Origin of the sequence: Micromonospora sp. WMMD708 (genome assembly GCF_049315245.1) — a bacterium.
Classification (GTDB): Bacteria; Actinomycetota; Actinomycetes; order Mycobacteriales; family Micromonosporaceae; genus Micromonospora; species Micromonospora wenchangensis.
Map to the genome: position 1 here is coordinate 5,293,526 of NZ_CP186060.1, position 12,041 is coordinate 5,305,566.

A 12,041-nucleotide genomic window follows, 5' to 3' on the forward strand; every position below is an offset into this window, starting at 1 on the left:
ACCCCTTTCCAGGCCATGTCGACCATGCAAGCACCAGGAAGGGTCGTGGATGAGGCCGAGAAGAGTGACCTTGCTCGACATCGGGCTGGACTCGTCGTTCGATGCTGCGATGACGTTCGTGCAGTCGACGCTGCAGAACATCAACGCCGGTTGTGAAGCTCCGATCGTGGAAATCGACTTCGTTCGGTCACGTGATCCCGACACCGTGTTGTCCGCGTTCACTTCGTCATGCGACGTCCTACACGTCATGGCCCATGGCGACCACAGCGTCACGCCGTCGTTCACCAGCACGGACGGCGATTTCACCGTGTCCTTCGAGCAGCTCGGGGAGGTCGCGGCAGGCAGGGGCAAGGGCATCTCGACCGGCGCCATCATCGCGGACGGCTGCAAGACCGGCACCGGCGCGTGGCTGAAGGCGGTACGAGACTGCCTCCAGGGCGAGGTCACCTATGTGGGCACCTCTTCCCTCATCGGCTGGCACGAGAGCGGCGTGTTCAGCTCCGCCTTCTACGGCGCCCTGTTCCGCAACCGTGGACGCGGCGTGAAGCCTGCCGACCAGGCTCAAGACGCCGCCACCCGGGCCATCGACGCGTATGCCCTGCTGACGGACAAGAACTGTCCATTCAAAGTCACGACCCTCAAGCCGAGTCAACGAGCCCGGACGCTGCTGAGCTGACAGGAGCGTCGACCAAGCACACGGTCACGAAGCGCTCGACGGGTTGGCTTCCCAGATGGATCGCACCTCGCGACCTGCAGGTCGCCCTCACCCCAGACCGACCGCCGGATCTGGACGCCAGTCGATGATCCGTCAGTACGACAACTCGGTATGCATCGCAAGACGTTGCGGAACCGGATCAGCCAGAGCCCCCCGGCCGGCAGACGCTGCGCTGACGAAGACCGCGTGGGGCCGGCCGACAGCGTCGTCGACCGGCCCTACGCGACTGCTGGAGGCGAAACTGCGAACTATGCCGGCCTTGCGGTGCTACCGCGGCGGGGGACGATGGCGGCGGTTGCTTCGGCTGCGGCGTGTGAGAGTTCGGGGAGGACAGCGCCGTAGAACGTGGCGGTGAAGTGTGGGCTGGAGTGGCGTAGCCGGTTGGAGATGACTTTCATCTGGACGCCGGCGGCGAGTCCCATGGTTGCGGCGCCGTGGCGGAGGTCGTGGAGTCGGATGGGTGGTAGTCCGGCTTGGGTGGCGAGGTGGTGGAAGTGGTCGGTGACGTCGGCAGGGTGGAGCCGCCCGCCGGTGGGGGTGGTGAACACTAGTCCGGTCCGGGTCCAGGCTGCTCCGGCGGCGAGGCGTTCGCGGTTCTGTTGGGCGCGGTGGGCGCGGAGGACGGTGGTGGTTTCGGTGTCGAGGGCGATGGTGGCTTCACTGTCGGTGGTTTTGGGGGTGTCGATGGTGGTGGCCCAGCCTTGTTGGACGAGTTGCCAGCGGACGGTGAGGGTTTTGGCGTCGAGGTCGAGGTCGTCCCAGTGCAGTCCGCAGGCTTCGCCTCGGCGCAGGCCGGTGAAGGTGATGAGGTGGTAGAGGGCGTAGAGGCGGTCGTTCGCGTCGTGGGTGTGGTCGAGGAATCTGCCGGTGTGTTCGGGGGTCCAGATCATGACCGGGCTGGGGGTCTTGCCGGTGTCGCGCCAGGTGCGGATGCGTTGGTCGGTCCAGATGGTGGGCTTGGGTGCTCGGGCGGTGGGTAGCTCGATCAGGAGGGCGGGGTTGATGTCGAGGTAGCGGTGGCGGCGCATCGCGTCGTTGAGGGCCTTGCGGAGGGTGGCGTGGATGACGTGCATCGTCCTCGGGCCGACGATCCGCTGGTTTTTGACCTGGTCGCGTTTCGCGGGGTTGGGGCTGGCGCGCAGGGTGGTGATGGTGGTGTTGCGTTCGGCGATGGCTTCGTACATGGCGTCGATGTGGCCGGGGCGGAGCCGGTCGATGCGTAGGTGGCCGAGGTGCGGGATCAGGTAGAGGCGGATGTGTCCTTCGTAGGAGCGCAGGGTGCCTTTCTTGATGTTCTTCCGTCCGGCGAGCCAGTCGGTCAGGTAGTCGGCCATGGTGGGGAGTTCGGTGGGGGTGATGTCCAGGTGCAGGGTGCGGCGGACCTGGTCGGGGGTGGGTACGGGTGCGCCGGTCTTGACAGCGGTCTCGATGAGGTCGCCGGTCTTGACCATGGCGTGGGGGTCGGTGGGGTCGGGGACGGCGAGGGCGGCGCGGATGCGGTCGAGGGTGGTGTCGGCGTCGGTTTGGGTGGGGTAGGGACCGTGGCGCAGTGTGCGGCGGGTGCCGTCGTTGCGGGCGGGGATTTCGATCTGCCAGTGCCATTGGCCGTGGTTGCGGGACCATCCGCCGCCGGGCCGGCGCAGATCGGGGCATGAGCGTCCCAGGCGGCGGCCGGTGGTGGTGTCGCGGCAGCCGCAGCGTTTGAAGATGGAGCCTTTCACTGGTCGTCTCCGGGGTGCTCGACGTGGTGCCGCCAGCGGTGGTGGGTGTAGTCCGCTGGTGGCGGGGTCGTTGCATCCACGCTCGACACCACGCCGGGATCAAGTCGCCGGCTCTCGTGGGGGTTCGGGGTGGGGTGGTCGAGGAGGAGGAGTCGGAGGAGGCCGGTGACGGGGACGATGATGCGGGTCCCGGCGCGGATCAGTGGTGTGGGGAAGGTGTCGGTGGCGGCGAGCCGGTAGGCCTGGGACCGGCTGATACCCAGGACCGCCGCAGCGGTGGGCAGGGTGGTGGCGGCGCCGAGCGCGCGGATCCGCTCGACGGTCCACGGCACGTTGGTAGACGGGGGTGGGCTGGTCGGTTGGGTGTCATGGTTCGGGGTGGTGTGGGCGTTCATGGGGTGAGGTCTCCTGACTGCGGTGGAAGCGGTGCAGAGGTACGCGTGGCCGTAGGCGTGGCGGGTTCCGGTGCTGTCGACGGGGTGCTGCGGTCGGCGGGTTCGGGAGTCTGCTGGTCGGTGGGTGGGGGTTGGTCGGCTTTGAGGATCTTCAGTAGCTGGGATGCGCGGGTGTTGGACACGGTGTGACCGGTGGCGCGTAGCGCGGTGGCCAGGGCGGCGCGGGTCAGCGGCCGGCCTTCGGCGGTGAGGTCCTCCTGGGCGCGCCTGGCGACCAGGAGCAGGACTTCGGTGTCGGTGGGGTGGGTGGACGGTCCACGCCGCGACGGCCGGTGCCGGCGGACCGGTCCGCCGGTCCGGGGGTGGTCCGGTCCTGTGTGCGGGTGGTCGTTGCTGGTGTCGTGGACGGTCCGCGCGGGCAGACGCCGGTCCCCGGTCGGCAGGGTAGGCTGGGCGTCGGTGCGGTCCGCCGGGAGCTGGCTTGCGGTGGCGGTGGGCTGGTCCGCTGGTCGGGCGGTGGACGGGTGCGTTCCGGCTGGTGGGGGTTCGGGTGGGGTGTTGGTGTAGCCGAGGGCGATCTTGACCATGACCAGGAACCCGAGCGCGGGCACGGCCGCGGCGGTCCAGCCGATCGGGGACGGCTCGGCCTCCACGACCTGCGCCGCGAGCGACAACGTCACCGCGCAGGCCAACACCGCCGCCGGGAACACCGCCGACACCTGGGCTCGTTTGCGGCGGCGCAGTTCCAGGCCGGAGGCGATGGACATCAGCTCCAGCACGATCGCGTCCGCCCACGCCAACCACCCCGGCTGACCGTGAGCGGCGGCCACGTTGTGGACGTGAGTGAAGCTGGCCGCACCCGCCGCCCCACCAATCGCCAACATGATCACGACCTGAACGAACCCCTCCACCGGGCTCCGTCCCGGACCGGCGTTCGGATCACCGGGTGCGGTCGTGGCCGACCACCTCCCCCGGCCGGACCACCAGCACGCCCCGTCCGCCCGCGCATGCGGACCGGACCAACGGACGGACGGTCCCCGCGTACCGGACCAGGACCATGGAAGGCCCGGTCCAGGGCCGGTCCGCGGACCAGCCACGCGGGCGCCGGGACGATACCTCCGTCCGCTCGCTGTCAGGACTGTCCGGTGCTGTCACCGGTCGGTCAGCAGCCTCCGATGAGACGCTGACAGACCGGTGACAGAACGACCCCGGGACTGTCGTCGCACACGCCGGCCGCACGATGAAGGGGTCCGGGGAAGTGTCGTCGGTCATGCCGCCTCCCCGGCCGGGTCACGGTCGTCGAGGACCCAGGCCGACAGGTCAGCCAGCGTCGACCGCTGTCCGCCGTCGCCGGCCACCGCCCACACCGCCTCAGCGGGACACAGGCCCGCCAGGGTGGCGTGGTCGCGGGCACCGGTAGCCACCGGCACCAGCGGCGGCGTATCGGCCCACATCCGGCGCAGGTTGCGTTCCCGGGCGGCGGAATGCAGCCAGAACAACACCGGCCACACCCGCCCCAACGCCGCGAACCACTCCCGGTAACCGACCAGCTTGTGGACCAGCACCGACAACGGCTCACCACCGGTGTCGTACTCCACGAAGAACGGCACCCGCCCATCCCCCACCACCCACAACCCGTAGCCGTCCGGGCGGACCCGGGGCTGGTAGGCGCGCACCAAAGCCGGATCCCCCGGCCGGGTGAACACCCCCGACCGCCGGCACGCCGCCTCCGACAACCACTCCCCCAACCGGGCATCAGCATGGGTGCGGGCGTAGCCGGCGAGATCGGTGAAGAAGCCGTTCACCCCCAGGCGGTGCTCCAGGGTGCGACTGGACGTCCAACGGCGCCGCTCCACCCGGGCATGATCACGCCGAGGCGGACGCTCGTCACGGCCCGCCGCGACGACCTCCGCGCCGAGCTGGTCGATGACGTAGTGGTAGGGGTACGAGCCGCCGTCAGCGCGCTGCGGACGGAACCGCGCCACCAACCGCAACCGGTACAACGTCCGCAACCGCCGCTGACAGAAATCCAGAGACGGAAACAAGGCATGCGCGATCTGGAACGACGTCAACACACCGTGGTCGTAGAGCCAGCCCAACAGCACACGGTCACGGGCGGTCAGCTGGGACTGGACCCGAAGAACCGGATCATCCACCGGTCACCACCTCCCCTCCTGTAGGGAATGCCAGCCCCAGGGGGAGAGACCCGAGACCACGCAGGGTCTGTCGCAGGACAAGCCAGCAGGGCTGACAGCCGACCTGACCAGCGGTGTGAGACGGAGCAGGGGGTCCGTTCCGGCGTCCGGTTGAAGACTGACCTCAACACCGACACCAACCCGGACCCCGCAACGGACACCGAAACGGGATCTGTCACCGCCACCGGCACGAAGCCGGAGCGCATAAGGAGGAGATGAACCACGAACACAACAACTCCTTGATCGGAAACAATGAAAATGCGCGACGACACTCACGACGCCGCAGGGATACGCAGCCGCAGCCAGTGCGACGGACTACGGTGAAGCGCACTGTGGGTTTGCCAACCAACACCCGACCGGGCATCCGGTCGACCCGAGAGCGGATGGGGACAGCAACGACCGACACGACCACCAGAAGGGCGGTCGCGGCAGTTACGGAAGCAGGGCGGCATACCGCCGCGTCGGCAGGCGACACGGCACAGCGGGGGACATAGGCCCGGGAGCCGTCCACATCACGGCTCGGTAGGGCGTCGACTCAATCCGCCGGAGAAAGATCCTTCATCGCGAACCCCCTACCACTCAAACCAACGACGATCCGCCTACCCCGAGCCTCGAACGACCCGCGACGCTCCTCCATGGAACGTCGCCAGCCTGGCCGATTAGACCCGGCAGACAGACCGCCACGCGGTCACGTCCGTACCAGTACGCCTCCCCCGGCAGCACCCTGTCAACCAGCATCACCAGCAGCCGATCACGACGTCTCCGGACCCAGCCGGACGCACCGACACCCACCAACCCGCACTGGACCCCAGCGGCACAAATCCACGCCCGAAACAAGCAGAAAAATCTTGACCAGCCGGGTCAGATGTCTCACATTGCGAGACAGTGCTCTCGCCGACAGACCAGCCAGAGCCACGGCGCCGCTTCCCATCAGGCCAAAACAGCATGCCGGACAGCGACAGCAAGGACCGACCCGCAGACGTGCCCCGCCCCGACAGCACCCCACCTACAGCGCGAAGGCGCGCTCAGCCGACCGACCTCGACCTGATCGGGCACCACCTACCCGACACCTCCCACACACCGATGGCGAGATCCACGAGCAGGCGAAATCACGCTCACCCACCCTCTCATGCCGAGTTGAATGCACTCGATCATGCGAAGATCGGATGCTAACCGTGTGGTGGGGTTGAAGCGGTCCCCGCCATCATCGGTGTCTTCTCGTTCAAGCGGAGAGTCGATGATGACGGTTGACTGGTGGCAGTTACGGCACGCCTACGGCCGGGCGACAGACACTCCGGAGCATCTGCGCGCCCTGGAGTGCGGCGATGCCCAGGCCCGTGAGACGGCGCTGGATCATCTCCAGGTCGCAGTGCTGCATCAGGGTTTCCCCGAGACCGCGACTGCGCCAGCCGTCCGGGCCGTGACCGCCCTGCTCGGCGAAGGCCGGGCACATCCGGACACGGTCGATGCGCTCGTAGAGTTTCTGGGTGACGCAGCCTCGTCCGTAACCTTCCTAGCGGGGAACCCGCACTTCGCCGAGAAACTCCCCGACGTCGCCAATGCCGTGGCAGCGGCATACCCAGTGGTGCTGGCGCTGTTGAAAACGGCGGCGTCCGGCCGCGCATTGTTCTATGCGGAGCAGCTCACGGCGATCGCCCAAATGGCGCCACTGGTTAACCAGCGCGAGGACCTCGCTGCCATCATCAGAGATCAGCTGCAACACGGTCCCGGACCGCGAGCCCTCTGGGTCCGTTGCCTCGGCCAGCTAGGCGTGGATCTGCGCGACCTACTCTCCGACCCAGACCCCGCGGTCAGCCTGCGGGCCGCGCTGGTCCACGACGACGACCCACGGAGTCAACAGCTGATCCTCGCCGCGCTGGCGGAGCCGCCGCCTCCAAGTCTGCACCAGTTCGAACTCGTCCCCGCAGCGATCCGCGTCGCGCCCGACTTCGACACGATCGCAACGGCCGCTTGCGAGGTTGCCAGGCGGGACGGTTGGACCGGATTCGACGACGGATGGGGCGCCCTGGTGCGCTTTGCCTTCGCCGAGCCGCACGGCCCGCGCCGGCCATTGACCGACTCCCAGCGTGCGCTCCTTCGAGCTCTCGTCATCAACGACCAGCTATGGGATCCGAAGAACGGAAACTGCGGGCTGGTATTCAAGGAGGCCGGGCTGCCACACGACCGGGATGCCTGCCGCCAGCTTGCCCAGTGATGAACTCCCATGACCTGGACCTCGTGATCGGGCACCACGACCGCCCGAGAGGTGGTGGGGCTTTGTAACCTTGCGTAGTGACAGGAAGGCGAACCGGGCACCCAAGCATCCGGCTGGCAGGTGCCGGCGTGATGCTGGTTGGCTTGTTCTCCGCCAAGGACAAACAGGTTGAGGCGAAACTTGACCTTCTGGCGGCTTCAGTGGAAGCACGTGGTGGACGAGTGGTTGGCCGGCAGATCCAGAGACGGGGTATCTCCCGCGGCGGTGCGAGCAAGATGACCTCGCCGTTCTCCCGGCGAACCCTGCTCAGCTCGGGCAAGGCCCACGAAGTCGCCGACGCATGCCGGTCAGCCGCGGTCGCCATGGCCGTCTTCGTCAACCCGTTGACCGACCATCAGCGGGCAGTTCTCAGCGATCTGTTCGGGTGCCCGGTGGTCAGCGGCGACGACCTCGCCTGAACATCCGCCCATGCCGTCTCGGGCCGCTGAAGGTCATCGACCGCTGGCGTCAGCGGCCCCGACCGCCGGTCGCGGTACGGTTCCGCAGTGCCCGCCAGCGTCAGACGACCGTTGATCTTTGTCGACATCGACGGCGTGCTGATCCCGCTACGGGCCCGACCGCACCAGGTCGGTACTCGTTGGAGCGGCACAGCGGCGGACGGTGCCGACCGCCACGGCAATCCTCTGTTGGACCGGCTCGATCCCGCCGACGGTCAACGGCTCCTCGCCCTGCCAGGTGAGCTGGCCTGGGCCAGCACCTGGATGGCCGAAGCCAACGAGGTCGTGGCACCCCGGATCGGTCTTCCCGCCCTCCCCATCATCGACTGGCCCGACGACGACGAGGAACCACCGCGTGGAGTGCACTGGAAGACCAGACCGTTGCTGCGCTGGGCGGCAGGACGCCCCTTCGTCTGGCTCGACGACGAAACCACCGACGCTGACCGGCGATGGGTCGCCGCACACCACCCACAACCGGCACTCCTGCACCACGTCGACCCACACAGCGGACTGACCCACATCGACCTCACGGCAGTACGCCGATGGCTGAACCACCACCACGACATCGGCTGCCACCGCGAGTCGAGCGGTCCAGCCAACTGACCCGACCGCCGATAAACGATCAACGTGGCGTCCAGCGCCCCAAGCGTGGAGACCTCACGTTGGTGTGCCGACCGAGGACTACGGCCCGCCGCTCAGTCGAAGACCTGGTTAACCATGACCTTGGTGTGGCGGCGTCGTCTGGCCTACCGGTTGACCGACGAGGTGGTACGCGAGACGACCGGCATCATTCCGCTCAGCTCGGCCGCGGACCGCATCGCTCATGCCGCTTTCCGGGGCGCCGGGCTGCTGTCGATGCTGGCCGCCGCCGGCCATGACGTCGACCGGTGCGGCGACGGCAAAATCGCCGAGGTATACCCGGCCCCTGTGCCGCTGGGGGCTGACGTATCGCGGTTACAAGGGGCGGGGCCAGTCGCTGCGGTTCGGGCATCCCTCCTTTGGTAACGCACCATTCGTCAGGGGCGAGCCCGTAGGGTCTGTCGCGTGGCCGAGACACAGACCGAACCCGACCTCTCCTACATCGCCAGCGTGACGCGGGTCCGCGCTGCCGCCGGCGTGATCCTCCGGGACCAGGTCGGCCGGGTGCTGGTGGTCCACCCGACCTACAAGGACATGTGGGAGATTCCCGGCGGAATGGTGGAGCCGGACGAGTCCCCGGCAGATGCTTGTGTACGCGAGATCCAGGAGGAACTTGGCCTTCCAGTGCCCACGGGAACGCTGCTGTGCGTCGACTGGGTACCGGCGAACCCACCCTGGGACGGCGGGCTCATGTTCGTCTTCGACGGAGGCGTACTGACAGCGGACCAGATCACGGCGATACGACTGTGCCCGGACGAACTCGACCGGTTCGACTTCGTCGAGCCGGAACGCCTGGACGAGGTGTTGATCCCACGGCTGGCTCGGCGGGTTGCCGCAGCCGTCGCCGCGATCGGGCATGGCGGCGTCTACCTCGAAGATGGAGTCACCGTCTCAACCAGGTAGTCGGCCGGATTGAGCCGTGGACGCGGCGCTCCTGGCAGGTCGGACACAGCGAAGCTCCCGAAGGCCGCCGAGCCCCGCTGGGGAGACGATGTCGACAACACAGCGATCAGCAACTGCTGCCTGTTCCACCTCGACTCACTCACCGAGCTTCTTGAGCGGCCGACTGGAGTAGGCGGCGCGGCGGCGGCAGCAGCCGATGGGTCACAGGTGTTTTCTACCAGTCGATTGGCTTGCCGTCGGCGAAGAGGCCGCCGGTCGGCCCGTCGGGTGGCAGGGTGGCGAGCCACACGGGTGTTTCGGCACCTTCCTTCGGCGTCCGGTCGGTCTCTCCGTACGCCAATCTGGTGTTCATGCGTCCCGGTGAGCATGCGTTGACCAGGATGCCGGTGCCGTCCAGTTCGGCCGCGAGGACCCGGGTCAGCGCGTTGAGGGCCGCCTTGGACACGCGGTAGGAGACGTTGGTGTCGCCCATGGTGGCGAGTGAGGCGAGGTGGCTGCTGACGTTGACGATGCGGCCGTAGCCGTTCTTCTTCATCTCCGGCACGGCGGCGGCGCAGCAGCGCCACGCGCCCAGGAGGTTGGTGTCCAGGGCGCTGCGGACCCGCTCGAAGTCGGGGCTCGCCGCTGTCTGGCCGCGGTCGATGGCGATGCCGGCGTTGTTCACCAGGACGTCCAGCCGGCCGTGGCGCTTTGCGGTGTCGGCGAAGGCACGCGCCACGCTGGCCGGGTCGTTGACGTCGAGTTGGTGTGCGCTGGCGGATAGTCCGTCCCTCGTCAGGTCGGACACCACGTGGTCGACGGAGTACTCGTTTCGGCCAGCGAGCACCACGTGCAGGCCTTGCTCGGCAAGGTTGCGGGCGATGGCTGCGCCGAGTCCTCGGTTGGCGCCGGTCACTACGGCGACCTTGATGTCGTCAGTCATGGTCAGACCCCCAGGGTGGCGAGCTGGTCATCGAGGGCGCGAGCACGCGGGTCGGCTTTGGTGAACGGGAGCCGTTGCCGTGCTCGAACGACGCGGCGCATGTTCCGTTCTGATGGGGCCTCACGGATCAGTGGTATCGCCTCCGCGACGAGCGATGCCGCGTGGTCGGCGTCTCCGAGTTGCGTCTGCGCCGACGCACGGCGAATTACGTACGTGGCCCGGTCGCGCACCTTGGTGGGTGGAACCAACCGCAGCGTTCGGCTGAAGTACCTGTCGGCTTCTTGCGATCGGCCCAGATCCAGGTAGCAAGTCCCGACCTGGGCGTTGAACTCGGATTCGTCGAAGTACCCAAGATAGGCGGCCTCCGGGTCGGTCGATGTTATGCGATCGAACTCGACGTCGGCCTGTTTGAGGAGACGTTCGCATGCCGCGCTGTCGCCGATCGCTGCGTGAGCCCTGGCCTCCCGTAGCGCCAGCATCGCGGCGGCGCGTGGGGTCACCCCGTTGGCACCCTCGTGGGCGCTACGCGCCAGCTCCAGTGCCTCTCGGGGGCGGCCGAATTCGTAGCACTGCAGGCTCATCGATTTGAGGATGTTGGCTCCCAGCAGTCGGTCGGCGGCGGCGTGTGCGGCGTGTAGTGCGGCGAGCCAGTAGCGCTGCGCCGCTGCGTGCAGGCCAGCGTCGAACGACGCCCAGCCGGCCATCCGGCCGAGTTCTGCCGCCAAGGCGTACAGTCGCTGACCTACCACAGCCGTGTAGGCGGATCGGTCGAGGACATCCACCACCATGCCGAGTTCGGCGTGGATGAGGGCCCGGGCTTGATCACCGCCTCGGGTCGCCTCCAGGAAGCGTAGTCGCGGAAGACCCTCTTCCATACGTTCGACCAGGTCAGCGGTCACCTGGCCGCCTCGCAGGACGGCAACGAGTTCTCGGGGTTCGATGGTCAGCCACGCTTCGGCGATGCCGACCAGGGGCACGCCTGTGATCTTCATGAAGGCACGGCGGTCCACGTGTGCGTACTCCAATGCGTTGACGAGTGTCTGCAGTCCGCCCGACTGGGTCCATCCGAAGGAGGTCGGGATCGGGTCACCGGCGGGAAGCCACTGCGGCCATGGCGCCTCCCGTACGCGCTCCTGCGGAATGTCGAGCACTGCGGCGAGAGCGAGCTGGCTTTCGAGATCGGGGACCACTCCCCAGTGCTCCCAACGCCACGCCTTCTCTCGCCGGGCGGCCATATTCCGGCTGTGCTTCGCGATCGCACTGACCACGTCCTGGTATGTCCACCCTCGTGCAGCGCGCACGACGCTGAGCGGGTGAATGAGCCGATCCCGATCGGATGCCGGTAGCTGCGACGCCATCGCTGCCTCCTCAATGCCTAAGCACTGTAATGCGCGTCCGCTTATCCGCTGATGATCAACGACCAAGATCTGGTGAGAGACAACGGCGAGACTACGCCCCGGACCTGTTCAACCGCTTCGTAGCACGGTTGGCTGTGGTTGCCGGATCGCGTCGTCTGGCGCTTCTGAGGCTCCTGCTCGTCGTCACTGCCGGGGAGGGCGTGACGGCGGGCAGGACAAGACGCAGTGCTGGTAGCTGCGGGGGCTACCTGCCCACCCATCATCCCAGTCCTATTGGAGGTTGCCATGAACAGCCTGCTCGCCGTCAGCGACGACCCGTTCGAGCTCGACGTGCAGATCGTCACGGAGGGTCCGGTTGCCGCCGCCTTACTGGGCGACACGGACGACGGCTGCGACACCGTGAGGGGCAGCGACTGCTGACCGATCATCCTCGCTGGTTCCGGCAGGCGATCCCCCGGTGCCTGCCGGAACCGGCACCCCT

The 12,041-nt window shown here is 67.7% G+C and carries 12 protein-coding genes; 6 read left to right on the forward strand and 6 right to left on the reverse strand.

Features of this window, described 5'->3' with window-relative positions; genetic code table 11:
- Positions 1-64 precede the first annotated feature (64 nt).
- Positions 65-676, forward strand: a complete 612-nt coding sequence (locus ACN260_RS23215; RefSeq protein ID WP_422753035.1) for a hypothetical protein — start codon at positions 65-67, stop codon at positions 674-676.
- Positions 677-963: 287 nt separating this feature from the next.
- Here the strand turns inward: ACN260_RS23215 and ACN260_RS23220 are convergent, their stop codons facing one another.
- The 4 genes from ACN260_RS23220 to ACN260_RS23235 form a co-directional block, all read right to left on the reverse strand.
- The gene (locus tag ACN260_RS23220; protein ID WP_422753036.1) at positions 964-2,436 is read right to left on the reverse strand and encodes a tyrosine-type recombinase/integrase; all 1,473 of its coding nucleotides are present in this window, start codon (positions 2,434-2,436) and stop codon (positions 964-966) included.
- A complete protein-coding gene (locus ACN260_RS23225) occupies positions 2,433-2,831 on the reverse strand; it encodes a hypothetical protein (protein WP_422753037.1) in 399 nt (132 codons plus the stop codon). The genes ACN260_RS23220 and ACN260_RS23225 overlap by 4 nt, the downstream gene beginning before the upstream one ends.
- Positions 2,828-3,715: a DUF2637 domain-containing protein gene (locus ACN260_RS23230; RefSeq protein ID WP_422753038.1), complete on the reverse strand. Its 888-nt coding sequence runs from the start codon at positions 3,713-3,715 to the stop codon at positions 2,828-2,830. The genes ACN260_RS23225 and ACN260_RS23230 overlap by 4 nt, the downstream gene beginning before the upstream one ends.
- 384 nt (positions 3,716-4,099) lie before the next feature.
- Positions 4,100-4,987 carry a replication-relaxation family protein gene (locus ACN260_RS23235; protein WP_422753039.1) on the reverse strand — a complete coding sequence of 296 codons (888 nt, stop codon included), beginning with the start codon at positions 4,985-4,987 and terminating at the stop codon, positions 4,100-4,102.
- Positions 4,988-6,266: 1,279 nt separating this feature from the next.
- On the opposite strand from ACN260_RS23235, the gene ACN260_RS23240 reads away from it, so the two are divergent.
- From ACN260_RS23240 to ACN260_RS23255, 4 genes are all read left to right on the forward strand, one after another.
- Positions 6,267-7,241, forward strand: coding sequence for a hypothetical protein (locus ACN260_RS23240; protein ID WP_422753040.1), 975 nt, complete (start codon positions 6,267-6,269; stop codon positions 7,239-7,241).
- A gap of 128 nt (positions 7,242-7,369) precedes the next feature.
- Positions 7,370-7,699: a hypothetical protein gene (locus ACN260_RS23245; RefSeq protein WP_422753041.1), complete on the forward strand. Its 330-nt coding sequence runs from the start codon at positions 7,370-7,372 to the stop codon at positions 7,697-7,699.
- An 87-nt stretch (positions 7,700-7,786) separates the two neighbouring features.
- Positions 7,787-8,341, forward strand: coding sequence for an HAD domain-containing protein (locus ACN260_RS23250; protein WP_372445874.1), 555 nt, complete (start codon positions 7,787-7,789; stop codon positions 8,339-8,341).
- A gap of 441 nt (positions 8,342-8,782) precedes the next feature.
- Positions 8,783-9,280: an NUDIX domain-containing protein gene (locus ACN260_RS23255; RefSeq protein ID WP_422753042.1), complete on the forward strand. Its 498-nt coding sequence runs from the start codon at positions 8,783-8,785 to the stop codon at positions 9,278-9,280.
- Positions 9,281-9,494: 214 nt separating this feature from the next.
- Here the strand turns inward: ACN260_RS23255 and ACN260_RS23260 are convergent, their stop codons facing one another.
- On the reverse strand, positions 9,495-10,202 hold the full coding sequence (locus tag ACN260_RS23260) for an SDR family oxidoreductase (protein WP_422753043.1): 708 nt from the start codon (positions 10,200-10,202) through the stop codon (positions 9,495-9,497).
- A 2-nt stretch (positions 10,203-10,204) separates the two neighbouring features.
- The gene (locus ACN260_RS23265; RefSeq protein WP_422753044.1) at positions 10,205-11,560 is read right to left on the reverse strand and encodes a transcriptional regulator; all 1,356 of its coding nucleotides are present in this window, start codon (positions 11,558-11,560) and stop codon (positions 10,205-10,207) included.
- Positions 11,561-11,845: 285 nt separating this feature from the next.
- On the opposite strand from ACN260_RS23265, the gene ACN260_RS23270 reads away from it, so the two are divergent.
- A complete protein-coding gene (locus ACN260_RS23270) occupies positions 11,846-11,980 on the forward strand; it encodes an FxLD family lanthipeptide (RefSeq protein ID WP_282267781.1) in 135 nt (44 codons plus the stop codon).
- The last annotated feature ends 61 nt before the right edge of the window (positions 11,981-12,041 follow it).